Below are 18,168 nucleotides of genomic sequence, written 5' to 3'. Positions count from 1 at the left end.
TTGCCATGCCGCTCGACCTCAAGGCCCTCGTGCGCACGATTCCGGACTATCCCAAGAAGGGTATCCTGTTTCGTGACATCACTACGCTGATCGAGCATCCCGAGGGGTTCAAGGAGAGCATCGAGCGGATCGCCCGGCAATTCCGCGGCCAGGGCATCACCCATGTCGCCGGTATCGAGGCACGTGGCTTCATCTTCGGAGCGGGCGTCGCCATCGCACTGGGCGTCGGCTTCCTGCCGATCCGCAAGAAGGGCAAGCTGCCGGGGGAAACCATCGGGCAGAATTATGCGCTCGAATATGGCGTCGACACGATCGAGATCCATGCCGACGTGATCGACAGCCGCCACAAGGTTCTCCTGGTCGATGATCTCATCGCCACGGGCGGCACGGCCATCGCGGCGGTCGGCCTGCTGCGCCGCACGGGCGCAACGATCGAAAAGGCGGCCTTCGTCATCGACCTGCCAGACCTTGGCGGCGCCGCCAAGCTTGAGGCCGAAGGCGTCGATGTGATGTCACTGATCGCGTTCGAGGGACACTGAGCCGCCACTGGCTACCAGTTGTTCCGCCCGTCCATTTCCTCCACCTTGACCCCGGACCAGTCCAGGTCCTCCACCAGCCGCAGGTTCAGCCCGAAGCTGCGCGCGGTGGGAATGGAAGAGCCAGCGCCATCCTTGGGCGTGCCGTCAGCATTGTAGGCGCTCGACCAGTCGGGACTGTCGCCCCAGGTCTGCATGCCGCAGCGTCCGCAGAAATGGTGCTGATGTATCTCGGGTGCCGTCGAGTAGCTGCGTTCGTCCTCGCGCGACAGGAAGGTCAGCTCGCCGGGCTTGTAATAGGCCCAGACCGCTCCGGTTCGCGCGCAATAGGTGCAGTTGCAGGTCTTGGCCTCGGTGGGCTGGCGGGGCAGCTCGATCCGGGTGGCGCCGCAGTGGCATGAAGCGATGAGAGACATGTCGGGACTCCGTGCTGGTGTCTTTCAACCATCGCGGATCGTGCTGACAGGGCCTGTCAGCAAGTTCGACTAGCTCCTGTCGCGTCAGGCGGCCATGGCCTCGCGGGCGTCGACCAGGCAGAACTGGTTGCCTTCGGGGTCGCGCATCACCGTATAGGTGGGCAGCACGCGCACGGTTTCGGCTCCGGCCTGCTTGAGCCGTTCGACGGTGCCATTGCGATCCCCGACCTCGACGTCGAAATGCACCCGGTTATTGTCGTAGCGGCGGCCTTCCACATTCTGGAAGCAGATGGAAGGTCCCGGGCCGTCGACCATGACGGTCGGATCGGTGTCGGGCGTCAGGCCCAGTGCCGCAAGGCGGGCGATCTCGGCCTCGTCATAGGCGCGCACTGCGTAGCCATCGAGCAGGCCAGCCCAGAACTGGGCCAGTCTGGCCGGCTTGTCGCAGTCGAATACGATCTCGTTGATCTTGCCCATAGGGTGGTCTCCTTCTTCTGAAGCTCAGTCCCGATAGCCCGCAAATGCGGCAAGACTGGGCACTGCTCGTAGAGGCGGCAGCGCCCGGTCCTCCCACCACCTGCTACTCGGCTGGCTGGTGCTTCAAATGCCCGCCTGCGACGCCCGGTTTGCCGGCCAGGGTCTTCTGGCCCACGAGGACGGTCAACAGCGCCAGGGCACCTGCCACCACGGAGACAGTGAAGCCGTTGCTGGCGCCATAGGTGTCGACCACCCAGCCAGCTGCAAAGGAGCCCAGCGCCATGCCGATGCCGATGCCGGTCATCACCCAGGTGATGCCTTCGGTCAGCATGCTGGCCGGCAGCCGGCGTTCGATCAGGCCAAAGGCGGTGATGAATGTGGTGGAGATGGCGATGCCGCTGGCAAAGACGGCGATGGTCAACAGCGGTACGGTCGACACGAAGAGCAGCGGCACGGCGGTAACGGCGATGATTGCAACCGCGATGGCAAGCTGCTGCTGCAGCGGCAGCTTGAGCTTCACCGCCCCGAAGATCAGGCCGACCACGAAGGAGCCAATGGCATAGACCCCGATCACGAGGCTGGCTGCCTCGGGCTGGCCCAGGGCTTCCGTCATGGCGACCGCAGTCACTTCCGTGGTCGCAAACATGGAGCCGATGAAGATCAGGATCAGGGTGACGATCTGGACCGGTCGTTGCCAGATGGCGGAGTGCTGGGCCACGGCGGTCTCGAGGCTGACCCTCGGCTCAGTTGCCCGCTGGGCGATAAAGGCAATGGATCCCAGGGCGAGGAGGGCGGTGCTCACGGCCATGCCCGCCTCGGGGAACAGGGCCACGCTAAGCCCGACCGACAGGGAGGCGCCGGCCACATAGACCAGCTCGTCCGCCGCCGATTCGAAGGCGAATGCGGTGTGGAGCTCCGGCCGGTCGCGGAACAGCTCGCTCCAGCGGGCGCGCAGCATGGCCGGATAGCTGGGCATGAATGCCGCCAGCAGGGCGGCGGCGAACAGGGTCCAGACGGGCCAGTGCTGGTTGGCGGCCAGGATCAGCGCCACGAATGCCAGGACAGAAACAATGGTGGTGGGGACCAGTATCCGTGACTGGCCGAGGCGATCCACCAGGCGTGAAATCTGTGGCGAGAGCAGGGCGTTGGCCAGCGCATAGGCGGCCGATACGGCACCGGCCAGCCAGTATTCGCCGTGGGTTTGCGACAGCATGGCCACGATGCCAATGGGGGCCATGGCCATTGGCATGCGCGCAAAAAAGCCGGCGGCGGCGAAACCCTTTGCGCCGGGCGCGCGGAAAATAGCTCCGTAGGGGTTGGACATTTCTACGATTCCTCGACATTTGATGGAGCGCCACCTAAATGTAGAGACATACGTGGCGTATGCTAATTGCGTAATCTCATACGCATCGTATGTCAATTAACATACGATGCGTAGGTCAATCAGGTGTGCCGATGGCTCGCAAACCCCGTAGCGAAATGATCGCCGAGACCCGCGCCAAGCTGATTGCCGCTGGCCGTCAGGCGTTCGGAACCATTGGCTATGCGGATGCGTCGATGGATGATTTCACGGCCGCAGCCGGGCTGACCCGGGGCGCGCTCTACCATCACTTTGGTGACAAGAAGGGCTTGCTGCAGGCGGTCATCGCCGAGATCGATGCCGAAATGACCGCGCGGCTGAAGCTGCGGGCGGCCAAGGCGCCGACGCCGTGGGAGGGCTTCGTCGAGGAGGGCATTGGCTATATCGAGATGGCGCTGGAACCCGAAGTGCGGCGCATCGTGCTGCGCGATGGGCCTGCGGTGCTGGGCGATCCGGCCGCGTGGCCGACGGCCAATGGCTGCATCACCGCCATGACAAACAGTCTCGAAGCCCTGTTCGAGGCGGGGGTGATTGGCGCGGTGGATTTCGAGGCAACCGCCAGGTTGCTGACCGGGGCGTCCAGTTATGCGGCGCAGTGGATTGCCAATTCAGACGACCCCGAGAATGCCTCGAAGCGGGCCTCGGTGGCCTATCGCCAATTGGTAGAGGGCCTGTTATGCGACCGGCCGGATATGGCCGCGGAGAGCCGGTAACGACGTTGATTTGCCCGGCGCCGAAGCGCCGGGCTTCGCGGTCAGTTGCGTGGTGATTTCAGCAGGGCCTCCAGGGCAGGCAGGGGCATGGTGGCCTCCTGCCTGGGCTGGGCGACTTTCCTGGCTTCGATCTTGCGCATCGGAATGGGCGCGCCGTGGCGTGGCACATTGCGCGTATGGGCGACCTGTTGCGGGCGCTGGAAGATGTTCTTGGGCATCAGCAAAACCTTTCTCCTTCCCGTCCGACTTGTTTCAGAGCGGCGGGATTGAAATGGACGCAGCGCAAGGCGCCGCGCGATGAAGCGTGGTTTGGCGGGACGCAGGGATATCGTCAGGGGGAGTGGATGGGTCAGCCAGCCGCCAGGGGCGGGCATGGACCAGGACCTGATCTCGCTCTGAACGGCATCCATACTCTTTCGGTCACGCGCTGGCGCTGAGCGGAAAAGTGTCTGGCGTCCGGGGCAAGTTTTCAGATCATTTCGGGTCGCAACCTCATCTTGGAACGAGGCGAACCATAAAAAAACTGCGGGCACCCGTCAACCGGGCGCCCGCTGCTTGTTCGGTCAGGGCTCGAGACGTCCCGATTCCGGCACCTGCTCGGCGCCGATATCGGGCTCGTTGCGGGTCTTGTAAAGCGAGTAGATCACGCCGCCGGCCAGGATGGAGATGGTGACGATCAGCGAGAGCAGCGTGTCGATCTTGATGCCCATGGGCACGAGGAAGATCTTGATACCCACCAGCACGAGGATGATCGCCAGGGAAATCTGCAGGTAGCGGAAGCGGTTCATGGCCGCTGCCAGGGCGAAATACAGCGCGCGCAGGCCCAGGATGGCGAAGATGTTGGACGTATAGACGATGAAGGTGTCCTGCGTCACGGCGAACACGGCCGGGACAGAGTCGACCGCAAAGATCAGGTCGACGGTTTCCACCATGATCAGCGCCACGGCCAGCGGGGTCAGCCAGGTGACGATCTTGCCGGTCTTGGGGTCGGGCTGCTTGACCGTGAAATTGCGGCCATGCAGCTCCTTGGTGACGCGGAAGCGCTTGGTCAGGAAGCTGTAGACCGGGTTTTTCTCGATACTGGGTTCTTCATCCTGGTGCTTGAACATCCGGATGCCGGTGAAGACCAGGAAGGCGCCGAAGAGGTAGAGGATCCAGATATACTGGTAGACGAGCGCCGCCCCCAGGCCGATCAGGATGGCGCGGAAGAAGATGACGCCAAGGATGCCCCAGAACAGCACGCGGTGCTGGTAGATGCGCGGGATGGCCAGGAAACCAAATATCGTGGCGATGACGAACATGTTGTCCATCGCCAGGCTCTGCTCGATCAGGTAGCCGGTATAGAATTCGAGCCCGGCCTCGGCGCCGCGCTGCCACCAGACCCAGCCGCCGAAAGCCATCGCGATCGCGACGTAAAAGCCGTAAAGCGTCAGGCTTTCCTTGGCGCCGATCTCGTGCTCATCGCGGTGCAGGATGCCCAGGTCAAAGACCAGCAGGGCAATGACGATGGCGACGAACGCCACCCAGAAATAGACGGGAGTACCCAGAAATTCGCCCATAAGGGCGCTAAGAAGCGATTCCATCGCCGGACCTTTCTCCATGAAGTTTGGAGCGGCTCCGACATCACGAGAGCAATAGTCGCTCTCGCCAGAGGGGCCCGGCGCCGCAACAGCAAAATGCCTGATTGGGAGAAAAGTTCAACCCCATCGCGGCAGAATGTCGCTTTAGGGCTTGGCTAGCGCGGCGTGCAGAGCATGACGATGGCTTCGGCCGTTTCCAGCTGGATGGCCGTGCCATAGGTCGGGTCGGGGATGACGCGGCCGGCCGTCATGTTGCGGGCCGTCTTGAGGCCGCCATCGTTGAAGCCGACGCCGTCCTGATAGATGGTGATGGTCCCGGTGCCCGAGCTGGCATCGCCCACCACGGTCGACGCGAAGCCATAGACCTCGCCATAGATGGTCAGGATGCCCGCCTTCGCGGTGGTGGCGTCGCGACAAGCCCAGTTGCCCACAAAGTTCTGGGCCATGGCCGGCGCTGCGGACAAGACGGTGAGGGCGGCTATGAGGGCGATTCGGCGCATGGGGCAGAGAGTGCCGCCGCGCGGAAATGCTTTCAAGAGCCGCGTTTCAGCAAGGGGCCGATCAGTGGCAGTTTGGTGAGGGCAAGCAACAGTCTGAGCTTGAGCGGCATGCTGTAGTCGCGCAGCTTGGAGAAGCCGACGAGCTCGGCGCGATAGACCAGCTCGCCGTGCTGGTTGGTTGCCGTCAGGCGGTTGAACAGCAGGCCCCAGCCGGGAATGGAGTTGGAGGCGCGCTTGTCGGTCACCACAAGCTCATAGCTCACCGTGTCGCCGGGGCGCACCGGCACCTTGAAGACCATGGAATTGACCCCGGGGGAGGGGCCGGACACGCCGGGCTGCCTGCCCTCGGCCAGAAGGCGCTCTTCTTCGGCAAACAGGGCGTCCACCATCTTGCGGTGGCCGACGCTCACCGTGTGCCAGCCGCTGGCGACCAGCCCGCCAAACTGGCTGTGCTGTGCCGCCACGGCGTCGAGGTGGAAATATTGCGGATCATAGAGCGTGGCAAAGCGGACGATCTCGTCGGCGCCGAAGGTATGGCTGCCGAGCGGGAAGACCTCGTCGATGACGATATCCTCGAACCAGCGGGTCATGCCGGCACTCCGGGCTCGCGTGTATCGATCAGGTTGGCCAGGCGCATGGTCAGCACCGGCTGGTCCTTCTGGTTCCGCACGTCGAAATCAAGGGTCATGATGCCCCATTGCGGATGGCTGGCCGAGCGGCGCAGTTCGGCAATGGTCACCGTGCCGCCAATGGTGTCGCCGACCATGACCGGGTTCTTCCATTTGAGATCGGAAAAGCCCAGCCCCCCGGCCGAGGCGACCTTGCTCAGAAAGGCGTCGACCAGCATGCGCAGGCTCAGGGCGCCGGTCTGCCAGCCGCTTGAGGCCAGGCCACCCAGCAGGCTCGCTTTGGCCGCCGCCTCGTCGAGATGGAAGGGAAACGGGTCGAATTCGCGGGCGAAGGTGATGATCATCTCCTTGCTCACGGTGATATGGCCCAGATCGGCGACTTCGCCGACCGTGAGGTCCTCGAAGTGGCGGCGATCTTTGGTGACAGGATTGGTCATTGGCTTGCCCTATACGTCAACGGACGTTTTGCCCTTTTTGCCTGCGCAAGGCAACCCGGATTTGCCTCATGTGCCAGCTGCCAGCCGCGCGCTGGCGCGAAACTGCAGCGGTGCCACGCCCCGTTTGCGCCGGAAAGCCTTGGCGAGATAGTTGGCGTCGGCGAAGCCGGTGGCCTGGGCTATGGCGACGACGCTCATGTCGGTGGCCAGCAGCAGGCGTTCGATTCTCTCGATGCGCCGGTCCAGCACGAAGTCGGAGGGGGGCGTGCCGACCGCGGCGCTGAACTGGCGGACGAAGTGGCCCCGGCTCATCTCGGCTAGGCGTGCCAGCCGTTCCACCTGCAGCGGCTGGCCCAGATTGGTCTCGACATGGGCCATCACGCGGGCAATGGCGGGTGGCAGGCCTGGCTCGGGCACGGCGCTGACGCCGAAGACGCCATCATGCAGCGCCGCCATGGCGGCATAGGCAGTGGCTGACACCTCGCCGGGCGTGATGTCGGGCTGCTCGATCAGGGACAGGCAGGCCCTGGCTATGCGGTCCACCACGCCTGCGGGCGGGCGCATTACGGGCCCGGTGGCATCGATCAGTTCCCGCGCCAGTCGCAAGGCCTCGCGGCCGTTCAGCACCATCCAGAAATATTCCCAGTGCCCGCCGCGCTCCAGCCAGTAGCGATGGGCGTGGGGCATCGAGAGCAGCATGGTCTGGCCGGGCACCAGCCGATGCTGCACGCCGGCAAAGTCGAGCCGCCCCTCACCGACGATCGTGTGCTGGATGACCAGGAAGGGAGCCGTGCCGCGCTGCAGCCCGTCCCAGGAATAGACTTCGTTGCGGCGCTGCTCATAGCCGGCGCTGATCGCCATGCAGTGGAGCGGCACCGCGCTCTTGGGCAGCGTCAGGACGCGGACGTCATAGCCATGGTCGAGCAGGTCGGAGAGCACAATATTACCCTGATTGGCACAACCTTTCTCTAGCACTCTCCGGCGCCGAAAGGCTAGCAAAGTGCAAGCAAACCGCAAGCATGCCGGCAGAAGGTGCTGGTTGGAGGATCGCTATGTCGTTCAAAGTCACAGTCATCGGCGCCGGGTCGATCGGCTTCACCAAGACGCTGATCTCGGACCTGCTCAAGGTGCCGGAATTCGTCGGCTGCGAGTTCGCGCTCACCGACATCAACCCGCACAACCTCGACATGGTCAAACAGGTCATCGAGACCATCGTCTCGGTCAACAAGCTGCCGGCCAAGGTCACAGCCACCACCGACCGGCGTGCCGCCATCACCGGCGCGCGCTACATCATGTCTTGCGTGCGCGTCGGGGGGCTCGAGGCCTTTTCGACGGATATCTCGATCCCGCTCAAGTATGGCGTCGACCAGTGCGTGGGTGACACCATCTGCGCCGGCGGCATTCTCTATGGCCAGCGCAACATCCCGGTCATTCTCGATTTCTGCAAGGATATCAGGGAAGTAGCCGAGCCCGGCGCGCTGTTCCTCAACTATGCCAACCCCATGGCGATGAACACCTGGGCCGCCGAAATGTATGGTGGCGTCAATGTGGTTGGCCTGTGCCACGGCGTGCAGCATGGTGCGCACCAGATCGCCAATGTGCTCGGCGTCACCGATGACGAGCTGGACTATGTCTGCGCCGGCATCAACCACCAGACCTGGTATATCGATATCCGCGCCAAGGGCCGGAAGATCGAGGCCGACGAGCTGATCGCGGGTTTCGAGGCCCATCCGGTCTATTCCAGGCAGGAGAAGGTCCGCATCGACGTGCTGAAGCGCTTCGGCGTCTATTCCACAGAATCCAACGGCCACCTCAGCGAATACCTGCCCTGGTATCGAAAGCGCCCCGAGGAGATCGGCCGCTGGATCGACATGAGCGACTGGATCCACGGCGAGACCGGCGGTTACCTGCGCTACTCGACCGAGCGCCGCAACTGGTTCGAGACCGACTTCCCGATGTTCAAGGAGCAGGCCAACAAGCCGCTCAGTGAACACAAGCGGACCAGCGAACATGCCAGCCACATTATCGAGGCCATGGAAACCGGCCGGGTCTATCGCGGCCATTTCAACCGCCGCAATAATGGCATCATCACCAACCTGCCGGACGACGCGATCATCGAAAGCCCCGGTTTTGTCGATCGTTTCGGCATCAACATGATCGAGGGCATCACCCTGCCGACGGCCTGCGCGGCCACCTGTTCGGTGTCCGTGTCGGTGCAGCGCCTCTCGGTGGAGGCTGCCATGACAGGCAATATCGATACGCTCAAGCTTGCCGTGCTGCATGATCCGCTGGTTGGCGCCATCTGCACGCCTGACGAAGTCTGGGCCATGGTGGATGAGATGGTCGTGGCGCAGGCCCAGTGGCTGCCGCAATTTGCCGACGCCGTGCCGGCGGCCAGGGAACGCATGGCCAGGTCGACGGTCAAGACCAGCGACTGGGATGGTGCCGCGCGCAAGAAGGTTCGCTCGGTGGAAGAGCTGCGTGAAGTGGTCGGCGGCCACCACTAGGGTTTTGCAGCCAGGACATGATCTTGGGCAGGCAGTGGTGCGCCTGCCCTTTTTCTTGCCCAGGCAGACCCGCCAGAGCAGCAGCCGCTAAGCCATGTCGTGCGGCAGGTTGGCCGGTATCGCCACACCGTGCTCGGCATATTCGCGCAGCTTGTTGCGCATGGTCCTGATGGAAATGCCCAGTATGTTGGCGGCGTGCGTGCGGTTGCCGTCGGTATGGCGCAGGGTCGCCAGGATCAGGTCACGCTCAACTTCAGCCACGGGCAAGCCGACCAGTGCTTCGGTCGCCTGCGGGTCGGGCTCAAAGAAGTAGGTGTCGAGGTCGTACATAATGGTCGCTTTCTGAGCCCCCAAAGGCTTCGTTCAGCGCCCGGCCAGCGTGCGGCCGTATAGTTAACGACTGGTTAACAACTCGGCGGGCGGCCGATCACATTTGAAGGGCCGCCCGCCGGTCGTGGGAGGGCGTATTTACGCCACGCGCTGCTTCCGCGAGCCGCGGGCCCATTCAGGCAGCATGCTGCCATGGGCTTCGGTCAGGTCGTCCACAAGGTTCCAGATCTGCTCCAGATCCAGCTCGGCGGCGGTGTGGGGATCCATCATCGCGGCATGGTAGATGTGCTCGCGATTTTCGGTCATCAGCGCCGCGACCGTCAGTTCCTGCACGTTGATATTAGTGCGGATCAGCGCCGTCAGCTGGGGCGGCAGGTCGCCGATAAAGGTCGGCTGCAGCCCGTTCTCGTCGACCAGGCATGGCACTTCGACGGCCGCATTGTTGGGCAGGTTGGTAATCACGCCGTTGTTGCGCAGGTTGCCGTAGATCACCGAAGGTTCGCCGGTCCATACCGAGTTGACGATGGAGCTGGCATATTCCTTGGATTGCTTGACCTCGATGCGGTCGGCCTTGCGATAGTCGTCGGAGGTCTGCTTCCAGCGGGCGATCTGCTCGACGCAGCGCTTGGGATACTCATCGAGCGGGATGCCGAACTTCTCGATGATGTCCTCGCGGCCTTCCTTGATGAAGTAGGGCGTATATTCGGCGAAGTGCTCCGAGCTTTCGGTGACGAAATAGCCCAGGCGCGTCATCATCTCGTAGCGCACCTTGTTGGGGCAGCGCGGATTCCAGCCGGGCTTGGGCGCGCGGCCCTCGGCATAGGCGCGGTGCAGGGCCGGGTAGAGGTCCTTGTAGGAGCCATCGGGCTGGCGGTGCTCGAACTTGAGGTAGAAGGCCATGTGGTTGATGCCGGCCGAGCGGTAGCGGATGTCCTCGTAGGGAATGTCCAGGTCATGCGCCAATTCCATGGCCGTGCCCTGGACCGAGTGGCAGAGGCCCACCTGCCTGATGGTGGGGTATTTCTCGGAAATGGCCCAGGTGTTGATGGCCATCGGGTTGACATATTGCAGCATGATCGCCTCGGGCGCGACCTGCAGCATGTCCTCGCAGATGCTCCACAGATGCGGCACGGTGCGCAGCCCGCGCATGATGCCGCCGACGCCCAGCGTGTCTGCGATGGTCTGGCGCAGATTGTACTTCTTGGGCACGTCGAAATCGATCACCGTTGAAGGCTCGTAGCCGCCGATCTGGAAGCAGACCACCACGAAATTGGTGCTATCGAGCGCCTGGCGCTGGTTGGAGAATGTCTCGACCGTTGCGGGCACCCCGAGCGTGGCGATCAGCTTCTTGGCGATGATCTCGCTCTCTTCCAGCCGCGTCGGGTTGATGTCCATCAGGCGGATGGTTGCGCCGGCCAATGCCGGGCGCTGCAGGATGTCGCCGACGATGTTCTTCATGAACACGGCCGAGCCGGCGCCGATAAAGGTGATTTTGGGATTTGCCATAAAGAATGCTCCAGCTAGGCGGCTATTTCGAATGCGGCGCGAACCAGTCGGGCCGTATATTCGGTTTGAGGATTGGTGAGGACTTCGGCCACGGGTCCCTGTTCGACAATCTTGCCGTACTGCATCACCATCACGCGGTGGCAGAGGGCCCGAACGACTTTGAGATCGTGGCTGATGAAGAGGTAGGAGAGGCCTTTTTCGTCCTGCAGCTTGCGCAGCAGGTCGATGATCTGGGCCTGCACCGACAGGTCGAGCGCCGAGGTCGGCTCGTCGAGCAGGATGAATTCGGGTTCCAGCGCGATGGCGCGGGCAATGGCGATGCGCTGGCGCTGACCGCCCGAAAATTCATGCGGGAAGCGGTTGAGGATGGTGTCGGGCATGCCGGCATCGCGCAGCGCCTGACGCACGCGGTCGCCGCGTTCGACGCGATTGGCACCGATCTGGTTGACGATCAGCCCTTCCTCGATGATCTGGCGGATCGACATGCGCGGATTGAGGCTGGCAAACGGGTCCTGGAACACGATCTGCATGCGGCTGCGCAGCGGGCGCATGGCGGCGCGGTCCTTGTTGTGGATCGGTTCGCCATCAAAGAAGATCTGCCCGCCCTGGTTGCCGATCAGCCGGATCAGCGCCTGACCGAACGTCGTCTTGCCAGAGCCGGATTCCCCCACAATGCCAAGGGTTTCGTGGCGCATAAGCTTGATGTCGAGATTGTCGACTGCCTTGAGCTCGAAGAAGTCGGGCTTGAAGAAGCCGCCGCGCTTGAGGGTAAAGCTGACCTTGACTTCCTTGCCCTCAAGCACCGTTTCATGCGCGCCCTCGGCCAGTGGCAGCGCGGTGCCCTTGGGTTCGGAGGCCAGCAAATGCTTGGTATAGGCATGGGTCGGATTGGCGAACAAGGCCTCGGTGGCATTGTGCTCCTGCACCCGTCCATTCTGCATCACATAGACATATTCGCTGAACTGGCGGACCACGGTCAGGTCATGGGTGATCAGGATCACCGCCATGCCGTACTTGTCCTTGAGGTCCTTGATCAGGTTGAGGATCTGCGCCTGTACCGTCACGTCGAGCGCGGTGGTGGGCTCGTCGGCGATCAACACGTCGGGCCGGTTGGCGAGCGCCATGGCGATCATCACGCGCTGGCGCTGGCCGCCCGAGAGCTGGTGCGGGTAGTTGTTCAGCCGCGCCCGGGGTTCGGGGATCTGCACTTCCTCGAGCAGCGCCTCGGCCTTGGCCATGGCCTCGCCGCGGCTCATGCGGTTATGCAGGTGCAGCACCTCGCAGATCTGCTGGCCGATCGTATAGACCGGGTTCAGCGAGCTCATCGGCTCCTGGAAGATCATGGCGATATCATTGCCGCGCAGCTTGCGCATATCGCGGTCGCCCATGGTCACGATGTTCTTGCCCGACAGCGTAATCCGCGTCTCCGGCAAAATCGTCGCCCGTTTTGTCAGCAATTTCATCAGCGTGCGGGCCGTCACGGACTTACCCGAGCCGCTTTCGCCGACCAGGGCGATGGTCTCGCCCCGATGCAACTGGAAAGAGACATCACGTACGGCGTTGACCGTGCCGCCCTCCACCTTGAAATCGACACCGATATTGCGGGCATCGAGGATCAGTTCGCGGCCGTGGCTGCCGAGGTCGTGGCGTGTGTCGGAGACAGGCGTGTAGCTGGGTTCAGTCATGGCCTGATCCTCAATACGGGTCGATGGCGTCGCGCAGACCGTCACCCAGCGCGTTGAAGGCGAAGACGGTGATCAGCACGAAGATGACGGGACTGAGGATCCAGGGGTAGGAACCGATCACCGAGAAGGTGCCCGTATCCTGCAGCATCAGGCCCCAGGAGATCAGCGGCGGCTTAACGGCAAAGCCGAGGAAGCCGAGAAAGCTCTCCAGCAGCACGACGCTGGGAATAGCCAGGGTCACCGCCACGATGATGTGGCTCAGCACGTTGGGCAGGATGTGCCGCGTGATGATGCGGGCATCGGATGAGCCAACGGCGATGGCAGCGCGGACATATTCGATGCGCGCCAGGGACAGGGTCTTGGAGCGCACTTCGCGGCTCAATTGCGCCCAGCCCAGCACCGCCATGACAAAGATCACGAAGGACAGGAACACGTTGGACGGCGCCGTGACCGGGATCAGCGAGGTGAGTGCCAGATAGAGCGGCAGTTGCGGGAAGGCGAGAACGAAGTCGACGAAGCGCTGTACCCAGCTGTCGAGCCGCCCGCCGATATAGCCGGATGTGATGCCCACCAGGGTGCCGACAATGGTGGTGATGGAGACGACGGCCAGGGCAATCATCAGCGAGATGCGCGAACCGATAATGCCGCGCGAGAGGATATCACGCCCGAACTTGTCGGTGCCGAGCAGCTGGATCGGGCGGCCATCGGTCGAGCCGAAGAAGTGGATATTGGCCGGGATGAACCAGAGCAACTGATAGGGGTGGCCGGAGACGAAGAAGCCGGTCGGCGTCGGATTGTCCTTCACCAGGCCGGTGAGCGGCTGGAAGGTGATGGGATCGAACTCACCGGTGTCGCCTATGGGATAGACATAGGGGATCAGGCTGAAGTTGCCATCGGGGTCTTCGAAGGCAATGACATCGGGCGGCGCGAAGGGCAGGTTGGCCTGCTTGGGGTCCATCGGTGCGAAGAAATCGGCAAAGATCGAGACCACCAGCATGATCACGACCAGGACGAGGCCGATCATGCCCATGGGCGAGCGCTTGAAGCGGCGCCAGACCAGGGTGGCATAGGTTTCGTTGCCGCTGCCGAAGCGGGTGAGGACGGGGGAGGGTGCAACATCCGCCTCTTCGGCCGGCGTGGGCATCGGGCCGCCGCTGGCATCGGTGGGCAGGGGGATGGAGGCGTGGGTATCGAGCTTGCTCATTCGTTGCTTCCCCCAAGGCGAACACGGGGATCAAGCGCCACCAGCAGAATGTCGGAGATGATGTTGCCGATGATCAGCGTGACGGCGAGGACCAGCATGAAGGTCGCGGTGACGAAGACGTCGCCGACGCCCATCGAGCCCACAATGGCGGGGCCGACCGTTGCCAGCCCGAAGACGATGGCAACCTCGATCTCGCCGGTCAGCATGTAGGGCAGTACAACGCCCTGGTAGGCAACCAGTGGATGCAACGCATTGGGCACGGCGTGCTTCATGATGACCGCGCCTTCAGGCAGGCCCTTGGCCCGCGCAGTCTCGACATATTGGCTGTTGAGCACGTCGAGCAGGTTGGCCCGCATCACGCGCATATTGTACGCAAGACCGCCGAACGTCGCGATGAAGATCACCGGCCAGATATGCTGCATCAGGTTGACGAACTTGTCCCAGCTCCAGGGGGCGCCGCCGTAGCGCGCGGAGAAGAACATGCCGACTTCCGAGACATTGAGCCGGAAGACGAGGAAATAGAGGATGATGATCGCCAGCAGGAAGCGCGGGATCGTCATGCCGAGGAAGGAGATGATGCCCAGGCCGGTATCGACCCAGGAATACTGGCGGGTTGCCGCGATGATGCCGAGGCCGATGCCCAGCACGGAGGCCAGGATATGGCAGGTCAGCGCCAGAAGGATTGTCGCTGGAAGCCGCTCGGCCACCACATTGCCGACGGGCTTGTTGTAATAGAGCGAATGCCCGAAATCGAAACGTGTGACGATGCCGGTGATCCAGCGGAAATACTGCACGACGATCGGGTCGTTGAGGCCATTGGCCTCGCGATAGATTTCGGCCTGCGCCTCGGCAAGGTCGGGCTGGACGCCGCCCTGATTGATCAGCATGGATCGGATATAGTCGGCATAGTCGCCGGGCGGTGCCTGGATGATGGCGAAGGTCACCACGCTGAGCAAAATCAGCAGCGGGATCGCGCCCAGGACGCGCATGGTGAGAAATCGAAGCATGCCGCAAGCCTTTCCGTTGGAGGCAGGGGGAACTGATCCCCCTGCCGAGTTCGTGCGCTAGACTGCGATTACATCGGGCCGGCCGAGCCGGGTGCGCCCGGCAGGGTTTCGGGATGCAGTTCGTAGTCGCCCTGTGCGTCGGCCGGAACGAAGACACGCTCGCGGATGATGTTGTCTTCGGCCCAGTTGAACATGAAGATCGGGGCACCTGCCGGGATATTGGCAAAGCGCTTGTTGATGATCAGTGCACCGGGATATTGCGTCAAACCGACGGAATAGACGTTCTCGGTGAAGATGCGCTGATACTTCTTCATCAGTTCGGTCCGCTCCGCATTATCGCTTGTGGCGATGAATGCGTTGACGGTATCGACAAGCTCCTGCTCGAAGGGCAGCAGATCGAGGGTGCCGTCGGTGCCCGCACGGTGGAAGTAGTGCGTGCGCGGGCCGGTCGGAGCGAGTGCGGCAGTGCCCTGCACCACCGAGACCATTTCCGAGCCCTGGCGCTCGACATGCCAGTCGAACTGGCCAGCCTGGGCCATGTCGTCACGCGCCGTACCGGACTGGAAGTTGGCGATCACGCGGATGCCAAGCGGTTCCATCTGGGCGATGACGCCTTCGGCAAGGTTGGTGTCCGTGCCGTAGTCGGTATTGGCCAGCAGGGTGATTTCCACGTCGCCACCGCCAGCGGTGCCTTCGGGGAAGTTGCGGATGCCATTGCCGTCGGTATCAACCAGGTTGAGGCCATCGAGCAGGGCATTGGCCGCTTCGATATTGTACGGGTAGTACACGGTCGAAGCCTTGTCGTAGTAGGTCGTGCCGGCATAGAGGCCGCCGGGATAGATGGCGGTGAACGGACCGCGGACCAGCGATTCACCCAGGCGCTGGCGATCGGTAGCGATCGAGATTGCCTTGCGGAAATCCAGCTCGCGGTTGAGTTCGCGAACGGCCTGAGCGCGTTCGTCGGGCTCACCCCAGCCATTGGCCGAAAGGTTCATGCGCAGGGCATAGCCGATGGTGCGGGCACCGAACTGCAGGCGGGCCGGAGCGCTTTCCTCGGCTGAGCGACGCAGCGCCTCGACATAGCTTTCAGCCTGTTCGAGGTTGGAGAAGTCGCCCGAACCGGCCACGGCCTGCACGTCGCGGTCAGCCCAGGTGCTGAGGCGATAGTGCATTTCGTTGAGGTAAGGCAGCTGGTTGCCTGCCTCGTCGACCTTCCAGTAGTAGGGGTTGCGGCGCATGACGACGATGTCGTCAGGACGGTACTCGACCGGCACCCAGGCGCCCATGACCGGAATGTTCATATATTCGGGCGGAAAGGCGTTCTTGTACTGCTCGTAGGTATTCTCGGGCTTGTACTTGGGATGCTCGGCCTTGAGGATATGGCTCGGGCCCGGGCAGAACGTGCCATAGGCCATCGCATAGAGGTACTGGGTGGGGCGGACTTCCTTGAAGGTCCACTTGATGGTGTAGGGGTCGAGCGCTTCAAGCGTCGTGCCCACGCCAAACGTCTCGGGGGTGCCGCCGTTGAGCGGGGAGACGTTGGTATCCAGGATATGGTCTTCCCAGTAGAACATCACGTCTTCAGCGTCGAAGGGGTCGCCGTCGGACCACTTGGCGCCTTCGATGAGCTTCATGGTCAGCTCATGGCCGTCCTCGGACCATTCCCAGCTCCTGGCCAGGTTGGGCAAGGGCTCGAGTTCGTCGGCCTTGACCGTGAACAGCGGGCCGGTGCGCGTCAGGCATTCGGAAAGACCGATATCGATGCCGCCCCAGCCCTGGGACTGGCCGCCGATATAGTTCCAGCCTTCCGGGCGGCCGCCGATGACATGGCGCATGGTGTCGCCATAGACACCGACGCCGTCGGGCATGTTGGCGGTCTTGTAGACCATGGGTTCCTTGGGGAGACGCTCGGCGACGGGCGGCAGGGTGCCGGCCTCGACATATTTCGACGTGACCCAGTCGGGCTCGTGATATTCCGGCAGCGCCTTGAATTCCAGGATGTCCGAAACGCTGACGAAAATGGGTTCGCTCTGAGCGGCAAATTCCGGCGGATCCGGAAGCTCGCCCGTCAGGTCCTGGGCTTGTACCGCTATTAGCGAGACGCCCAGCATCAGTCCGGCCCCACCAAGGGCCATTGCGTGTTTTCTCATAAAACCTCCCATGGCAGCGGGTCGGCATTGATTGCCTGCGTCGGCCACTCCCTGCCGACTGGTCCCGTGCTCAGGCCAAAATCCTACGCCTTGCCATTGGTGAAGCAATCCGGGATGATAGAGACTTATTCCGGTTTTCTAAGAAATCGACGGATAAGTATGACTGTTGATAGCGCCGTCCAGCTGCGCCGCGCGCGCGAAAAAGCGCCCCGGCCGACCCCGCGGCCGGACCGCAGCTTCTATTCGTCGGGCAAGGCTTTCGGCCGCTTCGGCATGCGCTCCTTTGCGCCCCAGATCATGCCCCAGCCGCATGTGCACGGCCATATCGAATTCAACTGGCTGACGCGCGGCAGCATGGATTATGTGTTCGACGGCGGGCCGGTCACCGTCGGCTCGGATCGGCTTGTCGCCTTCTGGGCCGGCATCCCGCACCAGACCATCGGCCTCAGCCCCGAGACGGCAGAGGGGCGTCAGCTTAACATCTACCTGCCGATGGACGCCTTTCTCGAAATGCCCCAGCTCGGGCGGCTGACCGAGACCTTGATGGGGGGCGGCGTCATCCAGCTCAATCCGGACTGCATCGGGCTCGAAACGCTCGATCGCTGGCACCAGGATTATCGCAGCGGCAATGCCCTGCGCACCGATATCGTACGTTCCGAGATCGGCACCATGTTCCGCCGCGCCGCCATCACCGGCTGGGACACCCTGCTGCCCGCCTGGGTGGAAACGACCGGTACGCGCACGCGCACCGGCTCGCCAGTGCGCTATGTGGTGCGGATGGTGCGACACATCGTGGAAAACATCACCGATCCGCTCAGCGCCGAGGACATCGCCAAGGTGGTGGGCCTGCACCCCAATTACGCCACCAACCTTTTCACCAAGGTGATGCATACCTCGGTGCAGAAGTTTGTCACCCGCATGCGCCTGATCCGCGCCCGCTCGTTGCTGTTCGACGGCAGCCTCTCGGTTGCCAATGTGGCCTTCCAGGCCGGCTTCGTCAGCCAGACCCAGTTCTATGAACACTTCCGCAAGGCCTATGGCATGACGCCGAGCCAGATGCGTCGGGATACGATCGAGGGCTAGGTGTTGGCAATAATTTAGCCAAAGCTGCCATCGCGGCAGCCCAGCCAA

At 62.9% G+C, this 18,168-nt stretch carries 18 protein-coding genes and 1 pseudogene; 4 read left to right on the top strand and 15 right to left on the bottom strand.

Annotated elements, in window-relative coordinates; translation table 11 throughout:
- Nucleotides 1–5: 5 nt before the first annotated feature.
- Nucleotides 6–539, top strand: coding sequence for an adenine phosphoribosyltransferase (locus ACLI1C_RS14335; RefSeq protein WP_411397805.1), 534 nt, complete (start codon nt 6–8; stop codon nt 537–539).
- An 11-nt stretch (nt 540–550) separates the two neighbouring features.
- On the opposite strand, the gene ACLI1C_RS14330 is transcribed toward ACLI1C_RS14335, so the two are convergent.
- The 3 genes from ACLI1C_RS14330 to ACLI1C_RS14320 form a co-directional block, all read right to left on the bottom strand.
- The gene (locus tag ACLI1C_RS14330) at nt 551–952 is read right to left on the bottom strand and encodes a GFA family protein (RefSeq protein WP_411397803.1); all 402 of its coding nucleotides are present in this window, start codon (nt 950–952) and stop codon (nt 551–553) included.
- Between the two features lie 84 nt (nt 953–1,036).
- Nucleotides 1,037–1,429 carry a VOC family protein gene (locus tag ACLI1C_RS14325; RefSeq protein WP_411397801.1) on the bottom strand — a complete coding sequence of 131 codons (393 nt, stop codon included), beginning with the start codon at nt 1,427–1,429 and terminating at the stop codon, nt 1,037–1,039.
- A 103-nt stretch (nt 1,430–1,532) separates the two neighbouring features.
- Complete coding sequence (locus ACLI1C_RS14320; protein WP_411397799.1) at nt 1,533–2,753, bottom strand: MFS transporter; 1,221 nt, start codon at nt 2,751–2,753, stop codon at nt 1,533–1,535.
- Between the two features lie 131 nt (nt 2,754–2,884).
- On the opposite strand from ACLI1C_RS14320, the gene ACLI1C_RS14315 reads away from it, so the two are divergent.
- Nucleotides 2,885–3,502 carry a TetR/AcrR family transcriptional regulator gene (locus tag ACLI1C_RS14315; RefSeq protein WP_411397797.1) on the top strand — a complete coding sequence of 206 codons (618 nt, stop codon included), beginning with the start codon at nt 2,885–2,887 and terminating at the stop codon, nt 3,500–3,502.
- 41 nt (nt 3,503–3,543) lie between these two features.
- Here ACLI1C_RS14315 and ACLI1C_RS14310 read toward each other — a convergent pair whose 3' ends face one another.
- The 6 genes from ACLI1C_RS14310 to ACLI1C_RS14285 all read right to left on the bottom strand — a co-directional run bounded on the left by ACLI1C_RS14310 (nt 3,544) and on the right by ACLI1C_RS14285 (nt 7,587).
- The gene (locus ACLI1C_RS14310) at nt 3,544–3,720 is read right to left on the bottom strand and encodes a hypothetical protein (protein ID WP_411397795.1); all 177 of its coding nucleotides are present in this window, start codon (nt 3,718–3,720) and stop codon (nt 3,544–3,546) included.
- 345 nt (nt 3,721–4,065) lie between these two features.
- On the bottom strand, nt 4,066–5,085 hold the full coding sequence (locus ACLI1C_RS14305) for a TerC family protein (RefSeq protein ID WP_411397793.1): 1,020 nt from the start codon (nt 5,083–5,085) through the stop codon (nt 4,066–4,068).
- A 152-nt stretch (nt 5,086–5,237) separates the two neighbouring features.
- Nucleotides 5,238–5,582, bottom strand: a complete 345-nt coding sequence (locus ACLI1C_RS14300; RefSeq protein ID WP_411397792.1) for a hypothetical protein — start codon at nt 5,580–5,582, stop codon at nt 5,238–5,240.
- Nucleotides 5,583–5,614: 32 nt separating this feature from the next.
- A complete protein-coding gene (locus ACLI1C_RS14295; protein WP_411397791.1) occupies nt 5,615–6,172 on the bottom strand; it encodes a MaoC family dehydratase in 558 nt (185 codons plus the stop codon).
- Nucleotides 6,169–6,648, bottom strand: a complete 480-nt coding sequence (locus ACLI1C_RS14290; protein ID WP_411397789.1) for a MaoC family dehydratase — start codon at nt 6,646–6,648, stop codon at nt 6,169–6,171. Before ACLI1C_RS14290 ends, ACLI1C_RS14295 begins: the two co-directional genes overlap by 4 nt.
- A 66-nt stretch (nt 6,649–6,714) precedes the next feature.
- On the bottom strand, nt 6,715–7,587 hold the full coding sequence (locus ACLI1C_RS14285) for a helix-turn-helix domain-containing protein (RefSeq protein ID WP_411397787.1): 873 nt from the start codon (nt 7,585–7,587) through the stop codon (nt 6,715–6,717).
- A gap of 113 nt (nt 7,588–7,700) precedes the next feature.
- Between ACLI1C_RS14285 and ACLI1C_RS14280 the strand changes: the two genes are divergently transcribed.
- Nucleotides 7,701–9,155, top strand: a complete 1,455-nt coding sequence (locus ACLI1C_RS14280) for an alpha-glucosidase/alpha-galactosidase (RefSeq protein WP_411397785.1) — start codon at nt 7,701–7,703, stop codon at nt 9,153–9,155.
- Between the two features lie 87 nt (nt 9,156–9,242).
- Here ACLI1C_RS14280 and ACLI1C_RS14275 read toward each other — a convergent pair.
- The 6 genes and pseudogenes from ACLI1C_RS14275 to ACLI1C_RS14250 form a co-directional block, all read right to left on the bottom strand.
- Nucleotides 9,243–9,446: pseudogene (locus ACLI1C_RS14275) on the bottom strand (helix-turn-helix domain-containing protein); the annotation flags it as partial.
- Between the two features lie 177 nt (nt 9,447–9,623).
- Nucleotides 9,624–10,991, bottom strand: a complete 1,368-nt coding sequence (locus ACLI1C_RS14270; protein WP_411397783.1) for an alpha-glucosidase/alpha-galactosidase — start codon at nt 10,989–10,991, stop codon at nt 9,624–9,626.
- Between the two features lie 14 nt (nt 10,992–11,005).
- Nucleotides 11,006–12,676, bottom strand: coding sequence for an ABC transporter ATP-binding protein (locus ACLI1C_RS14265; protein WP_411397782.1), 1,671 nt, complete (start codon nt 12,674–12,676; stop codon nt 11,006–11,008).
- Nucleotides 12,677–12,686: 10 nt separating this feature from the next.
- The gene (locus ACLI1C_RS14260; protein WP_411398340.1) at nt 12,687–13,820 is read right to left on the bottom strand and encodes an ABC transporter permease; all 1,134 of its coding nucleotides are present in this window, start codon (nt 13,818–13,820) and stop codon (nt 12,687–12,689) included.
- A gap of 56 nt (nt 13,821–13,876) precedes the next feature.
- Nucleotides 13,877–14,887 carry an ABC transporter permease gene (locus ACLI1C_RS14255; RefSeq protein ID WP_411397781.1) on the bottom strand — a complete coding sequence of 337 codons (1,011 nt, stop codon included), beginning with the start codon at nt 14,885–14,887 and terminating at the stop codon, nt 13,877–13,879.
- Between the two features lie 68 nt (nt 14,888–14,955).
- The gene (locus tag ACLI1C_RS14250) at nt 14,956–17,037 is read right to left on the bottom strand and encodes an ABC transporter substrate-binding protein (protein ID WP_411397780.1); all 2,082 of its coding nucleotides are present in this window, start codon (nt 17,035–17,037) and stop codon (nt 14,956–14,958) included.
- A 159-nt stretch (nt 17,038–17,196) separates the two neighbouring features.
- Between ACLI1C_RS14250 and ACLI1C_RS14245 the strand changes: the two genes are divergently transcribed.
- Nucleotides 17,197–18,120, top strand: coding sequence for a helix-turn-helix domain-containing protein (locus tag ACLI1C_RS14245; protein WP_411397778.1), 924 nt, complete (start codon nt 17,197–17,199; stop codon nt 18,118–18,120).
- Nucleotides 18,121–18,168 lie beyond the last annotated feature (48 nt).

Source organism: Devosia sp. XGJD_8, from assembly GCF_046614475.1.
Lineage (GTDB): Bacteria > Pseudomonadota > Alphaproteobacteria > Rhizobiales > Devosiaceae > Devosia.
The sequence above is the reverse complement of the archived record's forward strand: the minus strand, read 5'-3'. Positions and strand labels throughout refer to the sequence as shown.

Coding starts and splice junctions, on each gene's coding strand:
- ACLI1C_RS14265 (WP_411397782.1), bottom strand. CDS start 12,676: ATGACTGAACCCAGCTACACGCCTGTCTCCGACACACGCCACGACCTC.
- ACLI1C_RS14255 (WP_411397781.1), bottom strand. CDS start 14,887: ATGCTTCGATTTCTCACCATGCGCGTCCTGGGCGCGATCCCGCTGCTG.
- ACLI1C_RS14330 (WP_411397803.1), bottom strand. CDS start 952: ATGTCTCTCATCGCTTCATGCCACTGCGGCGCCACCCGGATCGAGCTG.
- ACLI1C_RS14280 (WP_411397785.1), top strand. CDS start 7,701: ATGTCGTTCAAAGTCACAGTCATCGGCGCCGGGTCGATCGGCTTCACC.
- ACLI1C_RS14300 (WP_411397792.1), bottom strand. CDS start 5,582: ATGCGCCGAATCGCCCTCATAGCCGCCCTCACCGTCTTGTCCGCAGCG.
- ACLI1C_RS14290 (WP_411397789.1), bottom strand. CDS start 6,648: ATGACCAATCCTGTCACCAAAGATCGCCGCCACTTCGAGGACCTCACG.
- ACLI1C_RS14320 (WP_411397799.1), bottom strand. CDS start 2,753: ATGTCCAACCCCTACGGAGCTATTTTCCGCGCGCCCGGCGCAAAGGGT.
- ACLI1C_RS14245 (WP_411397778.1), top strand. CDS start 17,197: ATGACTGTTGATAGCGCCGTCCAGCTGCGCCGCGCGCGCGAAAAAGCG.
- ACLI1C_RS14315 (WP_411397797.1), top strand. CDS start 2,885: ATGGCTCGCAAACCCCGTAGCGAAATGATCGCCGAGACCCGCGCCAAG.
- ACLI1C_RS14270 (WP_411397783.1), bottom strand. CDS start 10,991: ATGGCAAATCCCAAAATCACCTTTATCGGCGCCGGCTCGGCCGTGTTC.
- ACLI1C_RS14305 (WP_411397793.1), bottom strand. CDS start 5,085: ATGGAATCGCTTCTTAGCGCCCTTATGGGCGAATTTCTGGGTACTCCC.
- ACLI1C_RS14335 (WP_411397805.1), top strand. CDS start 6: ATGCCGCTCGACCTCAAGGCCCTCGTGCGCACGATTCCGGACTATCCC.
- ACLI1C_RS14325 (WP_411397801.1), bottom strand. CDS start 1,429: ATGGGCAAGATCAACGAGATCGTATTCGACTGCGACAAGCCGGCCAGA.
- ACLI1C_RS14260 (WP_411398340.1), bottom strand. CDS start 13,820: ATGCCCACGCCGGCCGAAGAGGCGGATGTTGCACCCTCCCCCGTCCTC.
- ACLI1C_RS14250 (WP_411397780.1), bottom strand. CDS start 17,037: ATGAGAAAACACGCAATGGCCCTTGGTGGGGCCGGACTGATGCTGGGC.
- ACLI1C_RS14295 (WP_411397791.1), bottom strand. CDS start 6,172: ATGACCCGCTGGTTCGAGGATATCGTCATCGACGAGGTCTTCCCGCTC.
- ACLI1C_RS14310 (WP_411397795.1), bottom strand. CDS start 3,720: ATGCCCAAGAACATCTTCCAGCGCCCGCAACAGGTCGCCCATACGCGC.